Source organism: Massilia aerilata (genome assembly GCF_042656905.1).
In the GTDB taxonomy this organism is placed as follows: Bacteria; Pseudomonadota; Gammaproteobacteria; order Burkholderiales; family Burkholderiaceae_D; genus Telluria; species Telluria aerilata.
In genome coordinates this window covers 620095-646206 of sequence record NZ_JBHSMZ010000004.1, presented here as the reverse complement: position 1 = coordinate 646206, position 26112 = coordinate 620095, and the positions used below count along the sequence as shown (strand labels likewise).

Annotated in this window: 22 protein-coding genes; 4 read left to right on the top strand and 18 right to left on the bottom strand. The window is 65.9% G+C overall.

Features of this window, described 5'->3' with window-relative positions:
- Window positions 1–37: 37 nt before the first annotated feature.
- The 16 genes from ACFPO9_RS07785 to ndk all read right to left on the bottom strand — a co-directional run bounded on the left by ACFPO9_RS07785 (window position 38) and on the right by ndk (window position 17237).
- Window positions 38–580, bottom strand: a complete 543-nt coding sequence (locus ACFPO9_RS07785) for a phosphoribosyltransferase (protein ID WP_379769144.1) — start codon at window positions 578–580, stop codon at window positions 38–40.
- A gap of 148 nt (window positions 581–728) precedes the next feature.
- Entirely contained in the window at window positions 729–2039 is a 1311-nt protein-coding gene (locus ACFPO9_RS07780; RefSeq protein WP_379769142.1) for an adenylosuccinate synthase, read from the bottom strand.
- A gap of 3 nt (window positions 2040–2042) precedes the next feature.
- Window positions 2043–3197: an ATP phosphoribosyltransferase regulatory subunit gene (locus tag ACFPO9_RS07775; RefSeq protein WP_379769139.1), complete on the bottom strand. Its 1155-nt coding sequence runs from the start codon at window positions 3195–3197 to the stop codon at window positions 2043–2045.
- Between the two features lie 231 nt (window positions 3198–3428).
- Window positions 3429–4319, bottom strand: coding sequence for a protease modulator HflC (gene hflC, locus ACFPO9_RS07770; RefSeq protein ID WP_379769137.1), 891 nt, complete (start codon window positions 4317–4319; stop codon window positions 3429–3431).
- Window positions 4319–5683, bottom strand: coding sequence for an FtsH protease activity modulator HflK (gene hflK / locus ACFPO9_RS07765; protein WP_379769135.1), 1365 nt, complete (start codon window positions 5681–5683; stop codon window positions 4319–4321). The genes hflC and hflK overlap by 1 nt, the downstream gene beginning before the upstream one ends.
- A complete protein-coding gene (gene hflX, locus ACFPO9_RS07760) occupies window positions 5652–6833 on the bottom strand; it encodes a GTPase HflX (protein WP_379769133.1) in 1182 nt (393 codons plus the stop codon). The genes hflK and hflX overlap by 32 nt, the downstream gene beginning before the upstream one ends.
- A 29-nt stretch (window positions 6834–6862) precedes the next feature.
- Window positions 6863–7099: an RNA chaperone Hfq gene (gene hfq / locus ACFPO9_RS07755; RefSeq protein WP_036168820.1), complete on the bottom strand. Its 237-nt coding sequence runs from the start codon at window positions 7097–7099 to the stop codon at window positions 6863–6865.
- 474 nt (window positions 7100–7573) lie between these two features.
- The gene (der, locus tag ACFPO9_RS07750; RefSeq protein ID WP_379769129.1) at window positions 7574–8914 is read right to left on the bottom strand and encodes a ribosome biogenesis GTPase Der; all 1341 of its coding nucleotides are present in this window, start codon (window positions 8912–8914) and stop codon (window positions 7574–7576) included.
- A gap of 9 nt (window positions 8915–8923) precedes the next feature.
- The gene (bamB, locus tag ACFPO9_RS07745) at window positions 8924–10078 is read right to left on the bottom strand and encodes an outer membrane protein assembly factor BamB (protein ID WP_379769126.1); all 1155 of its coding nucleotides are present in this window, start codon (window positions 10076–10078) and stop codon (window positions 8924–8926) included.
- A 136-nt stretch (window positions 10079–10214) separates the two neighbouring features.
- Window positions 10215–10868 carry a YfgM family protein gene (locus ACFPO9_RS07740; protein ID WP_379769124.1) on the bottom strand — a complete coding sequence of 218 codons (654 nt, stop codon included), beginning with the start codon at window positions 10866–10868 and terminating at the stop codon, window positions 10215–10217.
- A 27-nt stretch (window positions 10869–10895) separates the two neighbouring features.
- The gene (hisS, locus tag ACFPO9_RS07735) at window positions 10896–12242 is read right to left on the bottom strand and encodes a histidine--tRNA ligase (RefSeq protein WP_379769122.1); all 1347 of its coding nucleotides are present in this window, start codon (window positions 12240–12242) and stop codon (window positions 10896–10898) included.
- Window positions 12243–12368: 126 nt separating this feature from the next.
- Window positions 12369–13640 carry a flavodoxin-dependent (E)-4-hydroxy-3-methylbut-2-enyl-diphosphate synthase gene (gene ispG, locus ACFPO9_RS07730; RefSeq protein WP_379769120.1) on the bottom strand — a complete coding sequence of 424 codons (1272 nt, stop codon included), beginning with the start codon at window positions 13638–13640 and terminating at the stop codon, window positions 12369–12371.
- A 51-nt stretch (window positions 13641–13691) separates the two neighbouring features.
- Entirely contained in the window at window positions 13692–14696 is a 1005-nt protein-coding gene (locus tag ACFPO9_RS07725) for a helix-turn-helix domain-containing protein (protein ID WP_379769118.1), read from the bottom strand.
- 10 nt (window positions 14697–14706) lie between these two features.
- Window positions 14707–15513 (bottom strand): type IV pilus biogenesis/stability protein PilW, encoded by an 807-nt coding sequence (pilW, locus tag ACFPO9_RS07720; protein ID WP_379769116.1) that lies wholly within the window; start codon window positions 15511–15513, stop codon window positions 14707–14709.
- Complete coding sequence (gene rlmN / locus ACFPO9_RS07715; protein ID WP_379769113.1) at window positions 15510–16679, bottom strand: dual-specificity RNA methyltransferase RlmN; 1170 nt, start codon at window positions 16677–16679, stop codon at window positions 15510–15512. The genes pilW and rlmN overlap by 4 nt, the downstream gene beginning before the upstream one ends.
- Before the next feature lie 132 nt (window positions 16680–16811).
- Entirely contained in the window at window positions 16812–17237 is a 426-nt protein-coding gene (gene ndk / locus ACFPO9_RS07710) for a nucleoside-diphosphate kinase (RefSeq protein ID WP_230029903.1), read from the bottom strand.
- A 238-nt stretch (window positions 17238–17475) separates the two neighbouring features.
- On the opposite strand from ndk, the gene ACFPO9_RS07705 reads away from it, so the two are divergent.
- The 4 genes from ACFPO9_RS07705 (at window position 17476) to ACFPO9_RS07690 (ending at window position 23485) form a co-directional block, all read left to right on the top strand.
- Complete coding sequence (locus tag ACFPO9_RS07705) at window positions 17476–18159, top strand: Bax inhibitor-1/YccA family protein (RefSeq protein WP_379769111.1); 684 nt, start codon at window positions 17476–17478, stop codon at window positions 18157–18159.
- Window positions 18160–18251: 92 nt separating this feature from the next.
- Window positions 18252–18584: a DUF2946 family protein gene (locus ACFPO9_RS07700; RefSeq protein ID WP_379769109.1), complete on the top strand. Its 333-nt coding sequence runs from the start codon at window positions 18252–18254 to the stop codon at window positions 18582–18584.
- 86 nt (window positions 18585–18670) lie between these two features.
- Window positions 18671–20698 carry a TonB-dependent receptor gene (locus ACFPO9_RS07695; protein ID WP_379769107.1) on the top strand — a complete coding sequence of 676 codons (2028 nt, stop codon included), beginning with the start codon at window positions 18671–18673 and terminating at the stop codon, window positions 20696–20698.
- A 126-nt stretch (window positions 20699–20824) separates the two neighbouring features.
- Window positions 20825–23485 carry a hybrid sensor histidine kinase/response regulator gene (locus tag ACFPO9_RS07690; protein ID WP_379769105.1) on the top strand — a complete coding sequence of 887 codons (2661 nt, stop codon included), beginning with the start codon at window positions 20825–20827 and terminating at the stop codon, window positions 23483–23485.
- A gap of 51 nt (window positions 23486–23536) precedes the next feature.
- On the opposite strand, the gene rlmD is transcribed toward ACFPO9_RS07690, so the two are convergent.
- Both rlmD and rpoS read right to left on the bottom strand, forming a co-directional pair.
- Window positions 23537–24934, bottom strand: coding sequence for a 23S rRNA (uracil(1939)-C(5))-methyltransferase RlmD (gene rlmD / locus ACFPO9_RS07685; protein ID WP_379769103.1), 1398 nt, complete (start codon window positions 24932–24934; stop codon window positions 23537–23539).
- Between the two features lie 151 nt (window positions 24935–25085).
- Window positions 25086–26108 (bottom strand): RNA polymerase sigma factor RpoS, encoded by a 1023-nt coding sequence (rpoS, locus tag ACFPO9_RS07680; RefSeq protein WP_379769101.1) that lies wholly within the window; start codon window positions 26106–26108, stop codon window positions 25086–25088.
- Between the last annotated feature and the right edge of the window lie 4 nt (window positions 26109–26112).

Genomic DNA, 26112 nt, shown 5'->3' with positions numbered 1-26112 from the left:
GTCCCCGCCTTCGCGGGGACGACATGCTTGAGCGGACTTAGTTCTTCTCGAACTTCTTCATCCACGCCGACAGCTGGTGCGGACGCAGGCCATCGTAATCCTCGAACGGCTGGTGGATCCACGGATTGTGCGGCAGGTCTTCCAGGTGGTAGTCCGGCTTGTAGGCCGAGGTGCCCTTGACCCACAGGACCGCCGAGCGCACTTCGGTCACTTCCGGGTAGTGCGCCTTGAGGTGGTCGCTGACCTTCATCAGGGTCACGCCCGAATCGGCCAGGTCGTCGACCAGCAGGATCTTGCCGGCCAGCGGGCCCTTGGTCATCGTCATGTACTTGGCGATGTCCAGGTTGCCCTGCTTGGTACCGGCTTCTTCGCGGTAGGAGCTGGTCGACAGGATCGCCAGCGGCACGTCGAAGATGCGGGAGATGACGTCACCCGGGCGCACGCCGCCGCGCGCCAGGCACAGCACCATGTCGAACTTCCAGTTCGATTCGTAGACTTGCAGCGCCAGGCGCTCGACCAGGCGGTTGTACTCGTCCCAGGAGACCCACAGGTCCTTGTCAGTCGATGCAGGAGTATTCACTTTCAACTTTCCTTTTTGCCGGGCTCCGTAAACCTGCTGCGCGTTGCACTGTCGGCTTGCGATGCTCGCTGTACTACTCGTACAGCTGCGCTTCTCAGCCAACATTGCCGCCGCTCGCGACGGTTTCCGAAGCCCTTTCTTATTAAAATTAGGCGGCGAACGGGTGACGCAGCACGATGGTTTCCACGCGGTCCGGACCGGTCGACACCATGTCGACAGGCACACCGACCAGCTCTTCGATGCGCTTGATGTAAGCGCGGGCAGCGGCCGGCAGTTCGTCCATGGACTTGGCGCCGACGGTGCTTTCCTTCCAGCCTGGCATCTCTTCGTAGACCGGCACGCAGGCTGCCGCCTCTTCCGCGCCGACCGGGAAGATGTCGACCTCACGGCCGTCGATCCTGTAACCGGTGCAGAGTTTAAGCGACTCGATACCATCCAGGACGTCCAGCTTGGTCAGGCACATGCCCGACACGCCGTTGATCTGGACCGAGCGGCGCAGCAGCGCGGCGTCGAACCAGCCGCAGCGGCGCGCACGGCCGGTCACGGTGCCGAACTCGTGGCCCACGCGCGACAGGTGCTCGCCGACGCCGGCGTCGGTCGGCAGTTCGGACGGGAACGGGCCCGAACCCACGCGGGTCGTGTAGGCCTTGGTGATGCCCATGATGTAGTGCAACATGCCCGGGCCCACGCCCGAACCGGCGGCGGCGTTGCCGGCCACGCAGTTGGACGAGGTCACGAACGGATAGGTGCCGTGGTCGACGTCCAGCAGCGAGCCTTGCGCGCCTTCGAACAGCAGGCTGCCGCCGGCCTTGTGCGCGGCGTACAGCGCCGAGGAGACGTCGCCGACCATCGGGCGCAACCGGGCTACCTGTGCCATCGCGTCGTCGAAGGTCTTCTGGAAGTCGATCGCCTGGGCCTTCAGGTAACCGGTCAGCACGAAGTTGTGGTAGTCCAGGTTCTCGCGCAGCTTCTCGGCGAAGCGGGTCTCGTTCAGCATGTCGGCGATGCGGATCGCGCGGCGCGCCACCTTGTCTTCGTAGGCCGGGCCGATGCCCTTGCCGGTGGTGCCGATCTTGTTCACGCCGCGTGCAGCTTCGCGGGCGACGTCGATGGCGACGTGGTAAGGCAGGATGACCGGGCAGGCTTCCGAGATCTTCAGGCGCGATGCGACTTCGACACCGGCAGCTTCCAGCTTGTCGATCTCGCGCATCACGTCCGGCACCGAGACCACCACGCCGTTGCCGATGTAGCAGGCCACGCCTTCGCGCATGATGCCCGACGGGATCAGTTGGAGTGCCGTCTTCTGGCCCTTGATCACCAGCGTGTGGCCGGCGTTGTGGCCGCCCTGGAAACGCACTACGCCAGCGGCGTGGTCGGTCAGCCAGTCGACGATCTTACCTTTGCCTTCATCGCCCCATTGGGTGCCGATGACAACGACGTTCTTAGCAGTATTTGACATCACTTAACCTAAGTTTTTGAGAATCCAATTTCCTTGTTCGAGCACGAGCACGCGGTCGCACTCGAACTCGTCCTGTACATTCTCGTGACCCGGCATGGACTGGATCACGATTTCACCACTATTCCGCAGTTCGGCGATTTTTTCGCGCAGCTCGGGCGCGTTGCCCCACGGCGCACGGATGGCGTGCTTGCGGTCGGCCATCGGCAGCAGGCGCGCCAGCTCGCGCAGGTCGAGCGAGAAGCCGGTGGCCGGACGCGCGCGTCCGAAGGCTTCGCCCACATGGTCGTAGCGGCCGCCGCGCGCGACGGCGTTCGGCAGGCCCGGCACGTAGAGCGCGAACATGGCGCCGCTCTCGTACTGGTAGCCGCGCAGGTCGGCCAGGTCGATCGCCACTTGCGCGCGGCCGATGGCGCAGCCGGCCAGCGCGGCCAGTTCGCCCAGCGCGCGCGTGATGCCCGGCAGCGCCGGCAGCAGTTCTTTTGCGCGCGAAAGCACGTCGACGTCGCCATACAGGTTCGGCAGCGCCATCAGGGCCGCGCGGGTCGCGCTTGCGTAATGCTGGGTCGCTTCGTCCAGGCCCGGCATGTCCTTGGCTTTCAGCAGGCCGTGCAGCTGCTGCTCGTCGCGTTTCGCGGCCGGGTCTTCGGCCAGGATCGCGCGCAGCACGCCGGCGTGCGACAGGTCCAGGCGCGGCTGCTCGAAGCCGGCCAGCGCCAGCGAGGCCAGCGCCAGTTCCTGGATCTCGGCGTCGGCTTCGAGGCCGGCGTGGCCGTAGATCTCGGCGCCGATCTGCAGCTGCTCGCGGGTGGCGTGCAGGCCGGATGGGCGGGTGTGCAGCACGGTGCCGGCGTAGCACAGGCGGGTGACGGTATCGCGGTTCAGCAGGTGCGCGTCGATGCGGGCGACCTGGGTGGTCATGTCGGCGCGCAGGCCGAGCAGGCGGCCGCTCATCGAGTCGACCAGCTTGAAGGTCTTGGAGTCGGTGTCCTGCCCTGCACCGGCCAGCAGCGATTCGACGTACTCGAGCATCGGCGGCATCACCAGCTCGTATCCGTAGGTGCGGAAGGTGTCGAGCATCAGGCGGCGCAGCTCCTCGATCTTGCGTGCTTCGGACGGCAAGACGTCAGCTATATTCTCAGGCAATAGCCAGGTAGGCATGGGCAAAGCGATTGGGTTTGTTAAAGATTGGGCAACAGAACGCGCGGCTTTGCACGCGTATTCTGCGCCGAATCGACGATTTTAACCGAAAACCCGACTGGATAGGCGGGGAAGATGCCTGGATCGATTGCTAACGTTGCTTCGTGGGCACGGTGTGCCCACCCTACATTTACGACGACCGTAGGGTGGGGTCTTGAGGCTGGGGGCCTCAAGACGAATGTGCCCACGCGCTCATTTACCGCTACCCGGACCCCGGAAATACTTGAAAAACTCCGAATTCGCATCCAGCACCAGCACGTCGCTGCGGCTCTTGAAGGTCGCCCGGTAGGCTTCCAGGGAGCGGTAGAAACGGTAGAACTCCGGATTCTTGCCGAAGGACTGGGCGTAGATCTGCGAGGCTTTGGCATCGCCCTCGCCCTTGATGGTCTCGGCGTCGCGCACGGCTTCGGCCAGGATCACGCTGCGCTGGCGCTCGGCGTCGGCGCGGATCTCCTCGGCTTCGGCCTGGCCCGTCGAGCGGGTTTCGTTGGCGGCGCGGATGCGTTCGGCCTTCATGCGCTCGTACACGGCATTGTTCACCTGCGGCGTGAAGTCGACGCGCTTCAGGCGCACGTCGACGATCTCGACGCCCAGCTGGCTGCTGTTCGCGGCCACGCGTTCGCGCAGCGCGGCGCCCAGCTGCTCGCGCTGGCCGGAAACCACGTCGCCGACCTTGCGGGTCGCAAGTTCGGCGTTCAGCGCCACCTGCACAAGCTGGGCCACGCGCTCCGCGCCGCGCTCGGCACTGCTTTCGCTATTCCTGCCGCCGATCGCGGTCAGGTACTGGCGCGGGTCGACGATGCGCCATTTGACGAAGGCATCGACCAGCAGGTCCTTCTTCTCCGCGGTCAGGAAGCGTTCGCCGTCGGCGGTGTCGAGAGTCTGCAGGCGCTTGTCGAGGTAGACCACGTTCTGGAAAGGCGCAGGCAGCTTGACGTGCAGGCCCGGCGTCCCGATCACTTCACGCAGCTCGCCGAGGGCGTAGACCACGGCGTAGCGGTGCTGGTCGACCACGAACACGCTGGAGGCCAGCAGGGTCAGGACGATGGCGGCGCCGATGGCGATGGAAATCAGGCGGCTCATCAGCGGGTCTCCCTGTCACGCGATGCTTCTCGGCTGCGCGGATCGATCTTTTGGGCAGCATCGGCCGCCCGCACGCCCTGGGCCGGCGGCGTCGCCTGGGCCTGGGCTTGTGGCTGCGCCTGGGTTGGCGCCTGTGCCTGCGGCTGCGCCGAGCTGCCGTTCACGGTCACGGTGCCGCTGGCCGGCGGCGCCGGCTGGCTGGGCGCGCCCTGCTGGACGGGCGCCACCGGCGGCATCACCGGGCCGGAGCGGCTGCCCATCGACGCTTCGTTGGCGACCGAGCGGGTCAGCATCTGGTCGAGCGGCAGGTTGATCGTCGCCGCGGTCTTTGCGTCGATCATGACCTTGCTGGTGCTGGAGAAAATCTGCTGCATGGTGTCGAGGTACATGCGGTCGCGGGTGACGCCCGGCGCTTTCGCGTACTCGGCCACGACCTGGTTGAAGCGCGCGGCATTGCCTTCCGCGGTGTTCACCGTGGTGGCGCGTTCTGCTTCGGCGTCCTGCTTCATGCGCGCGGCCTTGCCTTTCGCTTGCGGGATGATGTCGTCGGCATAGGCCTGCGCTTCGCTGCGGGCGCGCGCACGGTCCTCCTGCGCCTTGACGGTTTCCTCGAAGGCGGCGGCCACCTGCTCCGGGACCGTCAGCGACTGCACGGTCACGCCGGTGACGTCGGCGCCCATCTTGTAACTCGCGAGCATCTGCTGGACCATGCGCTGGGCCTCGGCGGCCAGCTTGTCGCGGCCTTCGAACAGCAGCGCATCCATCTTGCGGCGTCCGACCAGTTCGCGCATGGCGGTTTCGGCGGCGTCGCGCACGGTCTCGACCTGGTCGCGGTTATTGAATACCCAGGCGACCGGGTCGGCGACCTTGTACTGCACCGAGAACTGGACGTCGACGATGCTCTCGTCCGCGGTCAGCATCAGCGCCTCGTTCGGCTGCTTGTTGCGCACGTTGGCGCGGTAGCCGAGTTCGACGGTCTGGACCTGGGCCACGTTGACGGTTTCATGGGCCTGGAACGGGGCCGGCCAGCGCCAGTTGAAGCCGGCGCCGGTCTTGTGCGAGAGTTCGCCGAAGGTGGTGACCAGGCCGACCTGCCCTTCCGGCACGATGAAGGCGCCGCTGGCGAGCCAGATCAGGAGCAGGATCGCACCGGCCACCGAAGCGGTGAGGCCGACGCCGCGGGCATCGGGGCGGTAACCGCCGCCGCCGTCACCGCCGCGCTTGGCGAACAGGCGGTTCAGGCGCTGGTTGAAGTCGCGCCAGAGCTGGTCGAGGTCGGGTGGGCCGTCGTTGCCCGGGCCCTTGCCCTGCTGGGCCTTTGGGTCGTTAGGTTTATGTCCCCAGCGGGGATCGTGCAATGACATAGGCTAGTGTGGACCCACTTGGGGTGTTCGGAATATGGTCGGCGTCGGCGAGCGCGATACCAGGGTCGGCAGCTTCGACAGGCTCGGTCCGGGCCGCTTCGACGATGGCGTCGCGGAGCAGATCGAGGCCCGCACCGCTGTGGGCGCTGATAAAAACGCGGCTGATTTTATCATATTCATCACGTTCCACCCCGGGCTCCAGCCCGGCCGCATCGATCTTGTTCCAGACCAGGATCTGCGGGATGTGGTCTGCGCCGATTTCGCGCAGCACTTCGTTGACCTGCTCGATCTGTTCCATGCGCACCGGCGAGGAACCGTCGACCACGTGCAGCAGCAGGTCGGCATGGATGGTTTCTTCCAGCGTGGCGCGGAAAGCGGCCACCAGTTGGTGCGGCAGTTCGCGCACGAAACCGACCGTGTCGGAGATCACCACGTTGCCGGTTTCCTCACCGAGGTAAAGCCGGCGGCTGGTGGTGTCCAGGGTCGCGAACAGCTGGTTCGCGACGTACACCCCGGCCTTGGTCAGGGTGTTGAACAGGGTCGACTTGCCGGCGTTGGTATAGCCGACCAGCGACACCGAGAATGTCTGGTTGCGGCCGCGCGAGCGGCGCTGGGTTTCATGCTGCTTGCGCAGCTTGGCCAGGCGGGTGCGCAGCATCTTGACGCGCTCGCCGATCAGGCGGCGGTCGGTCTCGAGCTGGGTTTCACCCGGACCGCGCAGGCCGATACCGCCCTTCTGGCGTTCCAGGTGGGTCCAGCCGCGGATCAGGCGCGTGGCCAGGTGCTGGAGCTGGGCCAGTTCCACCTGCAGCTTGCCCTCGTGGCTCTGGGCGCGCTGGGCGAAGATGTCGAGGATCAGGCTGGTACGGTCGAGCACCCTGACGTTCAGGCGCTTTTCCAGGTTGCGCTGCTGGGCGGGCGACAGCGCGTGGTTGAAGATGACGATCTCGATCCGCTCGGCCAGGCAGGCCTGGCCGATCTCGTCGGCCTTGCCGCTGCCGACGAAATACGCGGGATCGGGACTACTGCGTTTTGCGGTGATGGTCGTGATCGGCTCGGCTCCGGCGGAGCGCGCCAGCAGTGCCAGTTCTTCCAGGCTGGCCGTGAAATCGCCACGGCCAAAGTCGATGCCGACCAATGCTGCGCGCATGGTATTACCGGAAACGTCAGCCATCGACCTTACTCGGCGTCCTGTTCGAGGTTGAGGTTGACGGCGCGAGCGGGTACGACGGTGGAAATGGCGTGCTTGTAGACCATCTGGGTGACGGTATTACGGAGCAGAACCACGTACTGGTCGAAGGACTCGATGTGTCCCTGGAGCTTGATCCCGTTGACCAGATAGATCGAGACGGGGACGTGCTCCTTACGCAATGCGTTCAGGAATGGGTCTTGTAACAGTTGCCCTTTATTGCTCATAACAGCTCCGTATGTTGTTGTCGTATAAAAATTGAGGCGCAATGCCGGTTTTCAAGTGCTCGGGCCAACATTCTCAGTTTGTGAATGATGTCCCGAAGCTACTGTAACCTGTTTTAGCGTTTTTTGTCGTACCGCTAAGGTTAAATCCGGCTTAAAACGTCATCGTTGCGAACCCGCCGACGTCATCGTTGCGAACCCGTCGACGTCATCGTTGCGAACCCGTCGACGTCATCCCCGCGAAGGCGGGGATAGTGCCACTGGCACTATCCCCTCCAAGTTTCCATGCGTGTCGATTACTTGCGTAACTTGGGTTCCCGCCTTTGCGGGAAGTCGTTTCCGGCAGTGCCGGGAAGTCGTTTCCGGCACTGCCGGGAAGTCGTTTCCGGCAGTGCCGGGAAGTCGTTTCCGGCAGTGCCGGGAAGTCGTTTCCGGCAGTGCCGGGAAGTCGTTTCCGGCAGTGCCGGGAACGACGGCTTAGGACTCTTTTGCAAACGGGTTTTTACCGCTGCGCAGTTCGATCCGGAGCGGGGTGCCGATCAGGTCGAAGGTGTCGCGGAAATGCTTTTCCAGGTAACGCTTGTACGGTTCCGTGATGCCATCCAGCGCGTTGCCGTGGATGACGATGATCGGCGGGTTCTGGCCGCCCTGGTGCGCATAGCGCATCTTGGGACGGGTGCTGCCCTTGCGCTTCGGTTCCTGCTTCTCGACCGCTTCCTGCAGTGCGCGGGTCAGGCGCGGCGTCGACAGCTTGGCGGTGGCGGCGGCATAGGCGGTATCGATCGCCTTCATCAGGTGATTGATGCCGGTGCCCTTCAGCGCCGAGATGAACTTGGTCTCGGCGAAGGACAGGAAATCGAGCTTGCGGTCGATGTCGTTCTTGACCTGGTCGCGCTGGTCCGAGGTCAGGCCGTCCCACTTGTTGACGGCCACCACCAGTGCGCGCCCGGATTCCAGGATGAAGCCGGCGATGTGGGCGTCCGACTCGGCGATGTCCGCCTGGGCATCCAGCATCAGCACGACCACGTTGGCTTCCGAGATCGACTGCAGGGTCTTCACCACCGAGAACTTCTCGACGGCCTCGAACACCTTGCCGCGGCGGCGGATGCCGGCGGTATCGATCAGCGTGTAGTGCTTGCCGCCCTTCTCGAAGGGCACCTCGATCGAATCGCGGGTGGTGCCCGGCATGTCGAAGGCGATCACGCGCTGTTCGCCGACCAGGGTGTTGATCAGCGTGGACTTGCCGACGTTCGGACGGCCGATCAGGGCGATCTTGACGCCGTAGTCGGCCGGGTCGAATTCCGCCTCTTCCTGCGGACGCAGGGTCGAGGCTTCGTCGATCGCCTCGTTGACGAGGTCGAGCACGCCGTCGCCGTGGGCCGCCGAGATCACGTAGGGATCGCCCATGCCGAGCTCATAGAACTCGGCGGTGACACTGGTGTACTTCATGCCCTCGCTCTTGTTCACGACCAGCATGACCTTGCGGCCCGACTTGCGCAGGAAATCGGTGATGGTCTTGTCGTGCGGCGTCAGGCCCTGGCGGCCGTCGACGATGAACATCACGACGTCGGCTTCGGCCACGGCCTGCTTCGTCTGCAGCGCCATCTCGTGCATGATGCCTTCCTTGGCGACCGGCTCGAAACCGCCGGTATCGATCACCAGGAAGGGGCGTTCGCCCATGCGGCCCTCGCCGTAGTGACGGTCGCGCGTCAGGCCTGGCAGGTCCGCCACGAGCGCATCGCGCGAGCGCGTCATGCGGTTGAATAGGGTGGACTTCCCGACGTTGGGACGTCCTACGAGTGCAATTACCGGCTTCATGTAAGTATCTTATTCCACCGCGATCGCTGTCACGGTTCCGTTTTGTGTTTGAAAAATCAGGTTCGAGCCCGCAACCAGCGGAGTCGAGCTGATCGCACTGCCGTCGGTGGCGGCGCGGGCCAGGAAGGCGCCGTCCTCACGCGACAGGAAGTGCACATAGCCCTGGTAGTCGCCGACCGCGACCGTACGGCCATAGGAGACCGGGGTCGACAGGCGGCGGAAGGCCAATTTATCGTTCTTCCACGCGCTGGTGCCGCTTTCGCGGTTGTAGGCGTAGACGGCGCCCTTGTCGTCGCTGGCGAACAGGAAGCGCTGGTCGATCGCCACGCCGGCTTCCGACGAGAGGTCGCGGGTCCAGCGCGGGCTGCCGGTCATCACGTCCCAGCAGCCGGCGCGGCCCTGGTAGGAGATGGCGCAGACGTCGCCTTCGAAGACCACCGGGTAGCCGCCGATGTCGGTCACGCGTTCCAGCTCGGTGGCGCCGCGCGCCACACCCACTTCCACTTCCCAGCGCGGCGCGCCGGTCGCCAGGACCAGCGACAGCAGCTTGCCGCCCGGCTGGGCGATGATCACGTCCTTGTCATGCACGACCATGCCCGGCGCCACGCGCAGGGTCAAGGGCGGCGCGGCGCGCTGCACGGTCCATTTCTGCTGGCCGGTGGCGGCGTCGATGCCGACGATGCGGTTGTTCACGCTGCGCGCCACCACGATGCCCTGCCCCACCACCGGCGAGCTCAGGATTTCGCTCGACAGCTGGGTCTTCCACAGCTGCTTGCCGTCCATGTCGAAGGCCAGCAGCATGCCTTTGTCGCCGCCGACCACGATCAGGTTGCCGTCGGTGCCGACGCCCGCGGTCAGCTCCATGCCGGCCTTGACGCGCCACAGCTGGCGGCCGCTGGCGGCTTCCGCGCGCACCAGGGTGCCGTCGCCGCCGGCGGCGATGATGGTATTCCCGGCGACCGCGGGGGTGAACTGGTAGTTGCGGGACTTGCCGACTTCCAGCTTCCACGCGGTGCGCACGGCCATCGACCCTTTCAGGTCGACCAGCGGCGCCGGCAGGTTGCCCTTCGGCTTGGATGCGAACGGGTTCAGCGAACTAATCGTCGAGCAGCCCGTCATCAGGGCGAGGACACCGACACCAACGAGCTTCCGGGTAATACGCATATTCTTTTGCCTTGTTCTTTGAGAATACAGACGTCGTTCTATACAAACGTCGTTCCCGCGAAGGCGGGAATCCAGGTTCTGCGTGCGTTGTGGTCACGCGAACAAACCTGGGTTCCCGCCTGCGCGGAAACGACGGTTACGCAGCGGCCTTTTCTGCCGGCACCGTACCGCCAATCGCCTCCAGCTTGATCTGCACGATCTGGCGGCCCGGGTTGCGCTTGTCCATCTTGTCCAGCGCGGCCTGGTAGGCGGTGCGGGCTTCGGCCAGCTTGTTCTGCGCCACCAGCACGTCGCCCTTGCGGTCCTGGACTTCGGCGGCGAACTGCGGCAGGAAGTCGCCGTTCAGCAGCGCCAGCGCCTGGTCGTAGGCTTTCTCGTCGAGCAGCACGCCGGACAGGCGCAGGCGCGCGATCGACTTGTACTCGTCGTTGCCGTGATCAATTGCCCACTGCAGCTGGGCCTTGGTGGTTTTCAGGTCATTCGCGTCGAAGGCGGTCTTGGCGGCGGCCAGGGCAGCCATCGCGCCGTAGGCGGTGCCGTCGAACTTGCTTTCGACGTCGGCGGCCATGCGCTGCACCTTGGCGTTGTCGTTGGCGGCCGCGGCTTCGGTCAGCTGGTCGTACAGCGCGGCGGCTTCCGCGGACTTGGTGCGCTTGTGCGAGTTCCAGAAGTTATAGCCGGCGTAGCTGCCCAGCGCGATGATCAGCACCCAGCTGATCAGGTTGCCAAAGCGCGCCCAGAAAGCTTTGAAATTGGCTATCTGTTCCTGTTCTTCGAGATCGTATGCCATGGATTTTTTCTTCTAGCTGGTTAGTGATTAGTGATGATGGTGGTGCTCGTCGCAGTCCGGACCGCAGTCGCCGCCGCCGATGACCTGGTCGACGATGTAGTCGACCGCCTCGTCGAAGGCGACGCTGGCCTGCTGGGCCGCACCTTCGGCGCCGCGCAGCGACTTGACCGCGACCACCTCGTTCCTGACCTCGTCCTCGCCGATGATCACGGCGAAGGCGGCGCCCGAACCGTCGGCCTTCTTCATCTGGCTCTTGAAGCTGCCGGCGCCTTGCGGGGTCGCGCAGTGCAGGACCACGTCCAGGCCGGCGTCGCGGATGCGCTCGGCCAGGATGAAGGCTTTCATCTGCGCTTCCTCGCCCTGGTGGACCATGTAGACGTCGCACTGGCTCGGCGCGGCCGGCTCGCCCTGGCCCTTCATCAGCTCGATCAGGCGCTCGATGCCCATTGCAAAGCCGATGCCCGGGGTCGGCTTGCCGCCGAAGGTCTCGATCAGCGGGTCGTAGCGGCCGCCGGCGCACACGGTGCCCTGCGCGCCCAGTTCGTCGGTGACCCACTCGAACACGGTGCGGTTGTAGTAATCCAGGCCGCGCACCAGGCGCGGGTTGACGGTGTACTGGACGTTGTTGGCGTCGAGGATCTTCTTCAGGCCCTCGAAGTGGGCCAGCGATTCGCCGCCCAGGTAGCTCAGCAACTGCGGCGCCTGGTTGACCATGTCCTGCATCGCCGGGTTCTTGGTGTCCAGGATGCGCAGCGGATTCGCGTGCAGGCGGCGCTTGGCTTCGGCGTCGAGCACGGCTTCGTTGGCTTCGAAGTAAGCGATCAGGTCGGCGCGGTGGCGCTGGCGCTCCTCGGCGTTACCGATGGAATTGAGCTCGAGGCGGATGTTGTCCAGGCCCAGGTCGTCCCACAGGCGGCGGCACAGCATGATCAGCTCGGCGTCGATGTCCGGGCCGGCAAAGCCGATCGCTTCGGCGCCGAACTGGAAGAACTGGCGGTAGCGGCCGCGCTGCGGACGCTCGTGGCGGAACATCGGTCCCTTGTACCACAGGCGCTTCGGGCCGTCGTAGGCCATGTTGTGCTCGACCACGGCGCGCACCACGCCGGCCGTGCCTTCGGGGCGCAGGGTCAGCTGGTCGCCGTTCATCGAGTCCTCGAAGGAGTACATCTCCTTCTCGACGATGTCGGTGACGGCGCCGATGGCGCGCGCGAACAGGCCGGTTTCCTCGACGATCGGGGTGACGATCTTCTGGTAGCCGTAGCTCTTCAGCACGGACTCGGCGGTATTTTCGAACAGCTCCCACAGCGGCGCATCGGCCGGGAGGATGTCGTTCATGCCTTTGATGGCACTGAATTTCTCTTTTTTGTCGGACATTCTATTTCTCGCGTTACCGTCATTCCCGCAAAGGCGCAAATGATGCCCCCGGCATCATTTGCTCCAAGTTTGCATGAGTAGTCGAAACGCATACAAACTTGGGTTCCCGCCTTCGCGGGAACGACGTTAAATGGTTTCAGCCTGCTTCGAATAATTCTTCTGCACGTAATCCAGTACGATCGTCTTGAACTCATCCACGATCCGCTCGCCCCGCAGTGTAGCGACCTTTTGGCCATCCACAAAGACCGGCGCCGCCGGCGATTCGCCGGTGCCCGGCAGCGAGATGCCGATGTTCGCGTGCTTCGATTCGCCCGGGCCGTTGACGATGCAGCCCATCACGGCCACATTCATCGCTTCCACGCCCGGGTGGGTCTTCTTCCATTCCGGCATGGCCTCGCGCAGGAAGGTCTGGATGTTGTCGGCCAGTTCCTGGAACACGGTCGAGGTCGTGCGGCCGCAGCCCGGGCAGGCGATCACCATCGGGGTGAACTTGCGCAGGCCCATGGTCTGCAGGATTTCCTGGCCGACCACGACTTCCTTCGTGCGGTCGCCGCCCGGTTCCGGGGTCAGCGAGATGCGGATGGTGTCGCCGATGCCTTCCTGCAGCAGCACCGACAAGGCCGCGGTCGAGGCGACGATGCCCTTGCTGCCCATGCCGGCCTCGGTCAGGCCCAGGTGCAGCGGGTAGTCGCAGCGCTTGCCGAGTTCGCGGTAGACGGCGATCAGGTCCTGCACGCCCGACACCTTGCACGACAGGATGATCTTGTCGCGAGCCAGGCCGATTTCCTCGGCGCGCACGGCGTTCTCGATCGCCGAGGTGATCAGGGCTTCATACATCACGGCCTGGGCCGACCACGGCTGCGCGCGTCCGGCATTCTCGTCCATGATGCGGGCCAGCAGCGACTGGTCCAGGCTGCCCCAGTTGACGCCGATGCGCACCGGCTTGTCGTACTTGACGGCGATCTCGATCATCTGGGCGAACTGGGCGTCGCGCTTGGCGCCCTGCCCGACGTTGCCCGGGTTGATGCGGTACTTCGACAGCGCCTGCGCGCATTCCGGATAGTCGCGCAGCAGCAGGTGGCCGTTGTAGTGGAAGTCGCCGACCAGCGGCACGTCCACTTCCATCCGGTCCAGCTGCTCGCGGATGGCCGGCACGGCGGCCGCCGCTTCCGGCGTGTTGACCGTGATGCGCACGACTTCGGAACCGGCGCGCGCCAGCTCCTTGACCTGGATCGCGGTGCCGATCACGTCGGCGGTGTCGGTGTTGGTCATCGACTGCACGAGGACGGGGGCGTCGCCGCCCACCCAGACCTTGCGCTCGCCGTTCTGGATCAGCACGCGGCGGCTGGCGCGGCGCGCCAGGGGGCCGGTCGGGATCGGCGAGTTCATCGTATTCATGTCTGTCATCTTGCTGTTAGCTTCAGTATTTTTTGCACGCTTATTGCACGCTTATTGCACGTTTACCAGCGAGTAGGTCTTGCCCGGCGCCAGCGGCAGCGCCACCGGGGCGCCGCGCAGCCTGGCCGAGACGGCGCCCGGGTTGCCGACGACGATGCGCACCGGCTGGTCGATGTTCACGGTTTCGGTGCTGCCGGCGCGGACCAGGCGCTTGATCATCTCTTTACCGCCCTTGGCCGGCCTGACTTCGATCCAGGAATCCTCGCGCACGGTGAAGACCAGGGCGCCGGCCTGCGCCGCGGCGGGCGTGGCGGCGGCCTGCGCCGGCGATTGCGCCGTCACCGGATTCGCGGGCGCTGCCGGCGCCGTGGTCGGCGGCGCGCCGGTGGCGGTGGTGCCCGGCACGTTCACGACGGGGCCGGCGGCCGGCGCAGCCGGGGCACTCGCGGCGCCCGGCGCCTCGGCCTGCGCGCTGGCCGGGCCAGGCACGGAAATCAGCGGCACCGACGGATTCTGCAGGGTCTCGGTCGCGCTGCCGTGGGCGTCCGCCGCAGCGGGTGCGGTGGCTGCCGGCGCGGCGACAGTCGTCGATTCGGCGCGCTGGCCGAGCGGGACCAGGCCGAAATGCCAGGCGCCGGCGGCAACGGCCGCCACGGCCACGGCGGCGGCGATCCAGCCCAGCGGCAGCGCGGAACGCTTGCCGTGCGAGGGGAATTTCGCCTGCGAGAAGGAGGCCGGGCTCGGACGGCGGATCGCCGCCGGGTTGGCTTCCGCCTGGCCCGGCGATTCGATCGCGATCTTCGCCACCAGTGGCGCCGGGTCGACCCGCACCAGCTTGGCATAGGCGCGCACGAAACCGCGCGTCACGGCGGGGCTCGGCAGGGCCGCGTAATCGCCTGCTTCCAGCGCCACCACCTGGCGCACGGCCAGCTTCAGCTGGTCGGCCACCTGCTCCACCGTCCAGCCCATCGCTTCACGCTGGGCGGCCAGCACCTGGCCCGGATGTCCACCCTGGTTGTCGGGCGTCGTCGGCTCTTCTGCACGCTCGGAACTCATCGTCGTCGTCTCACTCGTTAAATGCACCGCGCTCGAACGCCGCGTATTCGGGCGAGCCGGGGAAGCGCTTGCGGAGCTGGGCCGCGAGGGTGGCCTCGAGCGCCCGGTCGCCCAGCATGCGCTTGACCCGCAGGGCCAGCCACAGCACGTCGGCCGACAACGACTCGAGTTTCGTTGTCTCCGTCAGGCGGTTGATGAAAAACCCGGCGCGGGTGTAGTCGCGCCGCTCGAAATAGACCCGCGCCAGGCTGGCCTGGATGGCCGGCAGCTCGGGTTCGTAACGCAGGGCGTCGAGCAGATAGCGCTCGGCCGCGTCGGTATTCTTCTGCTTCAGGCTGCAGTTGCCGGCATTCGTCAGGGCCTTGGCCGGCGACGCGTAAGTGCGGCTCTTCAGCGCGGACTCGAAGTACTTCATCGCCTCGGCAGGCTTGCCGCCGGCGTCGCACAGGAACATGCCGTAGTTGTTGGCGATGTCCGGGTTGCGCGGCGCCAGGCGCAGCGCGTGGCGGTAGTTCTCGTCGGCCAGCTCGTTCTCGCCCATCGCGGTGTAGATCAGGGCGCGGAAGCCGTAGGCCTCGGCATACTCGGGCGAAATCGCGATCGCCTGCTTGACCTCGTCGAGGGCGATCTCGTACTTGCGGTCCTGGTAGTAGCCCACCGCCAGCTGCAGGCGGATCTGGGCGCGCTTCTCGGAAGCGGTCTGGTCGGAAGCGGTCTTGAGTTCGCGCGGCGCATCGCCGCCGGCCGTACCGGCACAGCCGGACAACAGGCCCAGGGCAAACAGGCAGGCGGCGCTTGCGGCCAGGACCGGCTTCAAGAAGGGATCTCCACGATCTTGCCGAAGTTCGGGCCGAACTTCTGCTGGTACTCGGCCATCTTGCTCATCCGCTCATTCACGCGGGTGCGGTCCTGGACCTCGCCGGCCAGCTGGCCGCAGGCGGCGTCGATATCGTCGCCGCGGGTCTTGCGCACGGTGGTGACGATGCCGGCATCCATCAGGACCTGGGCGAAGGCCTTGATGCGCGGATTCTTCGAACGCAGCAGGCCAGATTCCGGGAACGGGTTGAACGGAATCAGGTTGAACTTGCAGTTCACGCCTACTTCCGGGTCGTTGACCAGGGCAATCAGTTCGCGCGCATGCTCGTCGCTGTCGTTGACGCCGTCCAGCATGCAGTATTCGAAGGTGATGAAATCGCGCGGCGCGAACGCCAGGTAACGCTTGCAGGCCGCCATCAGCTCGCGCAGCGGGTACTTCTTGTTCAGCGGGACCAGGCCGTCGCGCAGCGGATCGTTCGAGGCGTGCACCGACACGGCCAGCGCCACCGGGACTTCCTGGCTCAGCTTGTCCATCATCGGCACCACGCCCGAGGTCGACAGGGTCACGCGGCGGCGCGACAGGCCGTAGGCGTTATCGTCCAGCATCAGCTTGAGCGCGGTGACGGTCGGCTCGAAGTTCAGCAGCGGTTCGCCCATGCCCATCATGACCACGTTGGTAATCTGGCGCTCGCCTTTCGGCCCGCCTTCGATGCCCTTGGTCTTGCGCAGCTCGAACTCGGCCATCCACAGCTGGCCGATGATCTCGGCCACGGTGAGGTTGCGGTTGAAGCCCTGCTTGCCGGTCGAGCAGAAGCGGCAGTTGACGGCGCAGCCGGCCTGGGTCGAGATGCACAGCGTGCCGCGGTTTTCTTCCGGGATGAACACGGTTTCGACCGCGTTGCCGTTGCCGACGTCGACCAGCCATTTGCGGGTGCCGTCGCTGGACGTGTGGTCGCTGATGATGCCCGGCGCACGGACTTCGGCGCGGCCCTTCAGCTTTTCGCGCAGCGACTTGGCGAGGTCGGTCATGTCGTCGAAATTCGACACGCCGAACTGGTGGATCCAGCGCTGCAGCTGCTTGGCGCGGAATGGCTTCTCCCCCAACTCGGCGCAGTAAGCGACAAGCTGCGCGGGATCGAAGTCCAGCAGGTTGGTGAGAGTTGCCATCTTTAAAATCCTGTATCTTCTAAATGAATCCCGCCCGCCGGGCTCTCGAGCATGGGCGAGCGGGGTATTACGCCGGTATGCAGCTTAACGCAGCAGGCCGGCCAAGCGCGAAAAAATTTCGCGCTCTTACCATTAACGCGAGTAGACGTTCAGCGCCGGGAAGTAGTAGGCGATTTCGACGGCGGCGGTTTCGGCAGCGTCCGAACCGTGCACGGCGTTGGCGTCGATCGAATCGGCGAAGTCGGCGCGGATGGTGCCCTTCTCGGCCTTCTTCGGATCGGTTGCGCCCATCAGGTCGCGGTGCGCGGCAATCGCGTTTTCGCCTTCCAGCACCTGGATCATGACCGGGCCCGAGATCATGAAGTTGACCAGATCCTTGAAGAACGGACGTGCAGCGTGCACGGCGTAGAAGCCTTCGGCTTCGGCTTGCGACAGCTGGGTCATGCGCGCAGCGACGATCTTCAGGCCAGCGCCTTCGAAGCGGCTATAGATTTGGCCGATGACGTTTTTTGCAACTGCGTCGGGCTTGATGATCGACAGGGTGCGTTCGATTGCCATTTAAAAACTCCAATAAAAAGAAAGGTTTAAATCGAGAACTTCGGAACTCAATCAACCTTCGATTTTACCATATATCCGCCCGGTGGCCGAGATTGCGAGGGGGATGCCCCAAGTGTTACAGTGCTGGTAATACATGCCCGTGCCTGCCCGGCTGCTTAACACAGCCTTAAAGGGTCTTTGATGGACGGGCGCCGTCCCCATATTGGACTACGATGGAAGTTCACCACCCGGAGGAAACATGATCCCCAATCTGCAGAAAACCTACGACGTCCCGGCCAACCGCGCCGTCCGCCACCAAGTGCTGCGCAACACCTACTGGCTGCTCGCACTGTCGATGATCCCGACCGTGTTCGGCGCTTACGTCGGCCTGACGACCCACATGCCCTTCATGGGCGGCGGCCTCGGCGCCCTGCTCTTCCTGGCGGTCGCCTTCGGCTTCATCTTCGCGATCGAGAAGACCAAGAACTCGGCGGCCGGCGTGCCGGTGCTGCTGGGCTTCACCTTCTTCATGGGCCTGATGCTGACCCCGCTGCTGCGCTACACCCTGGGCTTCGGCAACGGCGGCGCGCTGATCATGGGCGCGGTCGGCGGCACCGCGGTCATCTTCGCGGCCATGGCGACCATCGCCACCGTCTCCAAGCGCGATTTCTCCGGCATGGGCAGCTGGCTGTTCGCCGGCACCATCGTGCTGATCCTGGCCTCCATCGCCAACATCTTCCTGCAGCTGAGCGCGCTGCAGCTGGTGACCCTGGTGATGGCCATGGGTATCTTCTCGGCCTGGATGATCTATGACGTGCAGCGCGTGGTGAACGGCGGCGAGACCAACTACATCTCGGCCACGCTGTCGATCTACCTGGATCTGTACAACGTATTTACCGCCCTGCTGCGTCTCCTCGGCATCGGCTTCGGCAGCCGGGACTGAGCCCGCACCGTGGGCACAGGGGTGCCCACCCCACCGCTTAGCGTGATCGGAAAGCCGGCCTTCGGGCCGGTTTTTTTATGTACAATAGCTGGATGTCACGTAGCCTGGTCCATGTACTCCTGTCGCTGCTGCTGCTCGTTTCGCAGCAGCTGTCGCTGGGCCACGCCTACTCGCACTGGACCGACGTCCGCGAATCGCTGGCCCAGCAGGCGGATGACAACGGCGGCAAGCCGTCCAAGCCGGTCCTGCACGAGCAGTGCGGCCAGTGCGCCGCCAGCGCCCAGGTCGCCTTCGCCCTGCCGGCCACGGTCCGGCAATTCATCCCCGCCGAGCTCGCGTACGCCGTCCCTACCCTGGCAGCGACGCCCGGCATCTGCCTGCTGGCGGCCTGCCCCTTCCAGCAGCGCGGCCCACCTCTGGCCTGATAACGACTTTCGCTTTACCCGCCGCGCCGGTATCCGCCTGGATCCGGCCGCGCGGACCGTTATCCATTCGCTCGAGGTTTTAAACAATGAAAAAGATTCAACCGACGCTGCTCGCCAGCGCGATCCTGCTCGCCTACGCCCCTGCTTTCGCCGCGCCTGCACCCGACCTTCCGCCTGACGCCGATCAAACCGTCAACAATGGCAAAATCCAGCAGGTGGTCGTCACCGCCAATCCGCTGAGGAGCAGCGAAGGCGACCAGATCCTGGCCCCGGCCAAGGTGCTGGCCGGCGACGAACTGCGCGACAAGGTCGGCAGCTCGCTGGGCGAGACCCTGCAGAATGAGCTCGGCGTGTCGGCCTCGGCCTTCGGCGCCGGCGCCTCGCGTCCCATCATCCGCGGCATGGAAGGCTCGCGCGTGAAGATGCTGGAAAACGGCATGGCGACCTCGGACGTGTCCGGCCTGTCGAACGACCACGCGGTCGCCTCCGAAGGCGCGGTGGCGCGCCAGATCGAGATCCTGCGCGGCCCCGCCGCCCTGCTCTACGGCTCCGGCGCGATCGGCGGCCTGGTCAACGTGGTCAACGAACGCATCCCGACCGCGCTCGAAGACAAGCCCACCGGCCAGGTCGAGACCCGCTACAGCACGGTCGACAACGGCCGCAACGTCTCCGGCTCGCTGGACGGCGCGGCCGGCCACGTCGCCATGCACATCGACGGCAACTGGCGCGACACCAACGACTACAAGATTCCCGGCAGCCGCCTGCTGAACGACCCGTCCTCGGGCGGCGGCCGCCTGCCGGACAGCGATACCAGCGAGCGCAGCATCGGCGCCGGCGCTTCCTACGTCCGCGACTGGGGTTATGTGGGCGTATCGGCGAATCACTTGTCGAACAATTACGGCATCCCCAGCGAAGAAGGCTCGCGCATCGACCAGCGCCAGAACCGCTACGACCTCGACAGCCTGGTGCACGCACCCCTGAATGGCTTCGAGACCGCGCGCTTCAAGGCCGGCTTCACCGACTATCGCCACGCCGAGCTGGGCGAGGACCTGCAGCCCGAAGTCATCTTCAGCAACCGCTCCTTCGAATCGCGCCTCGAGCTGACCCACAAGCCGCTGAGCGGTTTCCACGGCACCTTCGGCGTGCAGACCGAGAACACCCATTTCTCGGCGCTGTCGGCGGCGGGCGGGCCGGACACCGTGCCGGTCACCCACTCGACCTCCGGCGCCGCTTTCCTGGTCGAGGAAACGCATGTCGGCCCGGTGGCCGTGAACGCCGGCCTGCGCTACGAAAACGTGCGCCGCGAACCGGTCGGGAACGTCGAGCGCAGCTTCAACCTGGGCTCCGGCTCGGTCGGCGCCCTCTGGCCCTTCCTGCGCGGCTACAGCGCCGGCGCCACCCTGTCCTACGCCCAGCGCGCGCCGTCCACCGACGAGCTGTACTCGGGCGGCCCGCACGACGCCACCCTCACCTTCGACACCGGCGATGCGAACCTGAAGAAGGAAATCTCGCGCAACATCGAGCTGTCGGTGCAGAAGACCAGCGGCCTGCTACGCTGGAAGGCGAACCTGTTCCGCAATAACGTGTCCGACTTCATCTATGGCCACATCACCGGCGTCGAACTCGACGAGGACGGCAATCCGGCGGCCGGCAACGGCTTCCGCCAGCGCCTGTTCCAGCAGGCCCCGGCCCACATCCAGGGCGTGGAAGCCGAGCTGACCTGGAACCAGACGGGCATGGGCTGGAACGGCCGACTGTTCGCCGACGGTTCGCGCGGCAAGCTCGACATCGGCGAGAACCTGCCGCTGCAGCCGGCCGACCGCGTCGGCGCCAGCCTCGGCTACCGCCAGGCCGACTGGCGCGCCGGCCTGTCCTGGACCCACGCGCGCGGCCAGGACCGTCTTGCCGCCTTCGAAAGCACGCCCACGCCGGGCTATAACCTGGTCGATGCCAACCTCTCGTATACGCAAAAGCTCGAGAAGATGGACCTGACCTGGTTCCTGCTGGCGAAGAACCTGCTGAACAAGGATATTCGGCTGTCGACTTCGCTGCTGAAGGACATTTCGCCGCTGCCGGGACGCAATCTGGCCTTCGGCGTGCGTGCGCACTTCTAAGAGGAACTCTCTCCTTTTTAGGGAGAAATTTCTCTTTTCAGAGAGAAAATCTATTTTTTCTCAGCCGCGATCCAGCCTATGCATTTGCGCATAGAATGACCACTTTCGGACTCGAAGGCGATCAGTATGGAAGCGGCCACGCGCGACTTTCATCTCCTCGACACATCCGGCGCCGTGCGCGCCGGATACCATCTTCATAACTGGTCGGGTTCGCCCCTCGGTTCGCCCGACCAATGGGATCCTGCACTGCGCAACGCGGTCAGCGTGATCCTCGAATCCGAGTTCCCGATGTATATCGCCTGGGGTCCCAGGCTGATCATGCTGTACAACGCCGCCTACATCTCCCTGCTGGACGGACGGCATCCGTCCACGCTGGGCGCACCCATCACCGAGGTCTGGCCCGAGCAATGGCCGGGCATGAAGCCGCTGGTCGACCGCGCCCTGGGCGGCCATTCCACCTACGGCGAAGACGTGCCGCACACGATACGGCGCGCCGGCCAGCCCTACCACGGCTGGTTCACCCTGGCCTATTCGCCGGTGCGCGACGGCGCCGGCGCGGTGCGCGGCGTGCTGTGCGTGATCAGCGAAACCACCCCGCGCGTGCAGCTGGAACGCCGCCACGCGGTGCAGCTGCAGGTGGTCGACAGCCTGCGCCGCCTGCACCACCCCTCCGACATCGTCGAGTGCGCCTGCACGATGCTCGGCAGGCACCTCGAGCTCGACCACGCCTGCTACGTCGAAGGCGACGGCACCGGGGCCGGCTTCGAAGTGGTGCACGACTGGGCCCGCGACGGCGCCGCCGCGCTGGCCGGGCGCCGCGCCCGCATCAAGGATTTCGGCCCGGCCGCGCTGGCCCTGCTGCGCACCGGCGCGCCCCTGGCGATCCGCGACACCACTACCGACCCGCGCCTGCCCGAGCGCGGCGAACGCTACGCCGCCGCCGGCGCGCGCGCGATCCTGGCACTGCCGCGCCTGCGCCGCGGCCAGCTGCAGGCCGCCCTGGTCGGCTATGCCACCAGCGCGCGCGGCTGGGACGAGGAAGAATGCAAGCTGGCCGCCGACATCGCCGAGCGCAGCTGGGACGCGCTGGACCGGATGTCGGCCGAGCAGGCGCTGCGCAACGCGGTGGCGCGCCAGACCACGCTGCTGGACATGAACGAATTCCGGCTCGAGCTGGCCGACCTGCTGCGCCGCCTCGACGACCCGGCCCAGATCTTCGTCCAGACCAGCGCCATGCTGGGCCGCTTCCTGCAGGCCAGCCGCGTGCTGTACGGCGACTACGACGCCGACCGCCAGCTGCTCACCTTCCATTCGAACTACACCGACGGCATCGTCGCCGACCTGAACGGCACCTTCCCGGCCCACCTGTTCGGCGCCGCCAACTTCAGCGCGCTGACCCAGGGCACGACCTGGGTCGCCAGCGACGTCCAGCGCGATCCGCGCACCGGCGGGCCGGACACCTGGCCGACCTATGCTTCGCTGCAGATCCGCTCCTGCGTGGTGGTGCCGGTGCACCGCAACGGCGCCCTGACGACCTGCATGTTCATCCACGACAACCTGCCGCGCGTGTGGAGCGCCGACATCGTGCGCCTGATGGAAGACGTGGCCGAGCGCTCCTGGAGCGCGCTGGAGCGCGTGCGCGCCGAGGAAGCGCTGCGCCTGGCCGACCGCCGCAAGGACGAGTTCCTGGCGATGCTGGCGCACGAGCTGCGCAACCCGCTGGCGCCCATTTCCGCCGCCGCCCAGCTGCTCAACATGGGGCCGCCGGACAGCGCCCGCGTCGAGCGCACCAGCGCCATCATCGCGCGCCAGGTGGCGCATATGACCGGCCTGATCGACGACCTGCTGGACGTCTCGCGCGTGACCCGCGGCCTGGTGGTGCTGGCGCGCGACCAGGTCGACCTGCGCCATGTGATCGACGACGCGGTCGAGCAGGTGCGCCCGCTGATCGAAGCGCGCCGCCACCGGCTGACGCTGCAGCTGGCGCCGGAGATCGGCCCCGCCTTCGTCCAGGGCGACCCCAAGCGCCTGATCCAGGTGATCGCCAACCTGCTGAACAACGCCGCCAAGTACACGCACGAAGGCGGCAAGCTGGCCGTGTGGATGGGCGCCACGCCCGACCACGTGCTGGTCAGCGTGAAGGACGACGGCATCGGCATCGCCGCCGACCTGCTGCCGACCGTGTTCGACCTGTTCTCGCAAGCCGAGCGCACCCCCGACCGCTCGCAGGGCGGGCTGGGCCTGGGCCTGGCGCTGGTGAAGAGCCTGGTCGAGCTGCATGGCGGGATGGTGACGGCGTCCAGCGAGGGCCGCAACATGGGCACCGAATTCACGGTGCGCCTGCCGCGCCTGCAGGCCTCAGGCACCGCGGCGGGCGCCGCCCTGCCCCCGCCGGCCGCCGCATCCGGCGGCGCGCTGGGCCTGAAGCTGATGCTGGTGGACGACAACGAAGACGCCGCCATGACCCTGGGCCTGCTGCTGGAGTCCTGCGGCCACGCGGTGACGGTGGTGCACGATCCGCTCGAAGCCCTGGTCCGCGCCGGCGACGAGCATTTCGACGCGTTCCTGCTGGATATCGGACTACCGGGGATGAGCGGCGTGGAACTGGCGCGCCGCCTGCGCAAGCTGCCGGGCCAGGATGGCGCGGTGCTGATGGCGATTTCGGGCTACGGCCAGCGCTCCGACCGGGTGGATGCCGAGGAGGCGGGGTTTGACCGCTACTTCGTCAAGCCGGTGGATGCGGATGAGTTGATGCAGGCGCTGGGTGGCGTGACGGCGCGCGGCTGACTGCGATTGCTAACTCGTCGTTCCCGCCTGCGCGGGAACGACGGTCTTTATTCAGGCTTCCGGCGCCGCCGCCACTTCCTTCACCTCGAACTGCCGCGGCACGAAATCCTCCAGCAGATCGAACACCCCGATCGACTCCACGTGCGAGGTATGCGGGAACATGTTCGCAATGCCCGCCTTGCTCATCTTGTAGCCTGCGCGGTGGGTCAGGATGCCGGCGTCGCGGGCCAGGGTCGACGGGCTGCAGGACACGTAGACGATGCGCTTCGGCAGCAGTTCCGGATTCGTCAGGCGCAGCTCGGCCAGGGCCACCGCCAGCGCCACCGCGCCGTCGCGCGGCGGGTCGACCAGCATGCGGTCGAACTTGCCCAGCGCGATCAGGTCGTCCCTGGTGATCTCGAACAGGTTGCGCGTCGAGAAGCTGGTCTTGCCGGACAGGCCGTTGGCGCGCGCATTCTCCAGCGCGCGCGTGGTCAGCGCGGTGCTGCCCTCGATGCCCACCACCTCTTTCGCCTGGGTCGCCAGCGGCAGCGTGAAGTTGCCGAGGCCGCAGAACAGGTCGGCCACGCGGTCGTCCTTCTCGACCTGCAGCAGGCCCAGCGCCTTGTGCACCAGCAGGCGGTTGATCTGGTGGTTCACCTGGGTGAAATCGGTCGGCTTGAAGGGCATGCGGATGCCGAATTCCGGCAGCGTGTAGTACAGCTCTTTTTTGTTCGGGTAGTAGGGATAGGCGGTATCCGGGCCCTTCGGCTGCAGCCACCACTCGATGTTCCACTGGTCGGCGAAAGCCTTGACCAGCACTTCGTCGGCGGCGCTCAGCGGCGCCATGATGCGCAGCACCAGCACCGTGCTTTCCTCGCCGACCGCCATCTCGATCTGCGGCAACTGCTGGTAGATCGAGAGCGAGCTGATCAGCTCGCGCAGCGGCACCAGCATCCTGGCCACGTGCGGCGGCACGATGTGGCAGTTGGTCATGTCGGCCACGTAGCTGGAATGGCGTTCGTGGAAGCCGACCAGCATGCCGCCCTTCTTGGCCACGTGGCGCACCGACAGGCGCGCGCGGTAGCGGTAGCCCCAGGTCGGGCCGTACATCGGGCGCATGATGTGCTCGGCCCTGGTCTTGCCGATGTGCCAGAGGTTATCTTCCAGCACGCGCTGCTTCATCGCGACCTGGGCCGAGGGCTCCAGGTGCTGCATCGAGCAGCCGCCGCAATGCCAGAAGTGCTCGCATTTCGGCTCGACGCGCATGGACGAGGCCTTCTTCAGCGTGAGCATGCGGCCCGATTCCCAGTTCTTCTTCTTGCGCAGGGTTTCGAAGCTGACCGTCTCGCCCGGCAGCGCGCCTTCGACGAAAATCACCTTGCCCGGCGAGCCGTCCTCGTTCTCCAGGTGGCCGACGCCGCGCGCGTCCATGTCGAGGGATTTGATGTGGATGAAGGTTTCTTGCATGACTTGAAGAAGATGGGAATGAGGACACGTACTCAAGCACGTCGTCCCCCGCGAAGGCGGGGCCCCAAGTTGTGTTGGACAGTACGAAGGCTTGGCTTTGCGCCGAACTTGGGTTCCCGCCTGCGCGGGAACGACGCAGATTAGCCGAACATCATAGCAAGGAATCGCGCACGACGCCACGGGCCGCCATCGCCCGCTTCAGCTTGACCAGCGCTTCCTGCTGGATCTGGCGCACCCGTTCGCGGGTCACGCCCATCTCTTCGGCCAGGGTTTCGAGGGTGGCGGGGTCGTCGTTGTCGAGACCGAAGCGGCGCATCACCACCACGCGCTGCTTGTCCGGCAGCTTTTGCAGCCAGTCGCGCACCAGCAGGGTCATCTCGTGGTGCTCGGCGCGCGCGTCGGGGCTGACGTCGCCTTCGTCGGGCAGCATGTCCATCAGGCTGGTCTGCGGGTCGTTGTCGAGCGGGGCGTCGAGCGAGGCCGCGTGCTCGGACAGGGCCAGGATGTCCTGCACTTCTTCCACCGGGCGCCCGACCAGGCTGGCGATGTCCTCGGCGCTGGCTTCCTTGCCGTCGTGGTGCTGAGCCTCCAGGTGGTACTTGGCGCGCAGCACCTGGTTCAGCTCGCGCACCATGTGCACAGGCAGGCGCACGGTGCGGGCCTGGTTCATGATGGCGCGCTCGATGCTCTGGCGGATCCACCAGGTGGCGTAGGTCGAAAAACGGAAACCGCGCTCAGGCTCGAACTTGTCGATCGCGCGCATCAGGCCGATATTGCCCTCCTCGATCAGGTCGAGCAGGACCACGCCGCGGTTGATGTAGTGCTTGGCGATCGAGACGACCAGGCGCAGGTTGTGCTCGATCATTTTTTGCCGGGCGGCAAAATCTCCAGCCTTGGCCAGGGTCGCGTAATGCACTTCCTGCTCGGCCGTGAGCAGGGGCTTGGCGCCGATCCGGTTCAGGTAGTACTGGGTGGTGTCGGTGGAGAGCTCGGCCTGCAGCACGCTCTTGAGCTCGTCGACGCCCTCGGCCGGCGCCGCCGGCCCCTCAGGCAGCATTTCCGCGCGCTCGCTGCCGTCCGCGCCGAACTCGCCGTCGCCCAGCGCTTCATCCGGTACATCGTCCGGCGCGTCGTCCGGCATGTCCTGGTCCAACGGGTCGGGCGGCAGCGTCATTGGT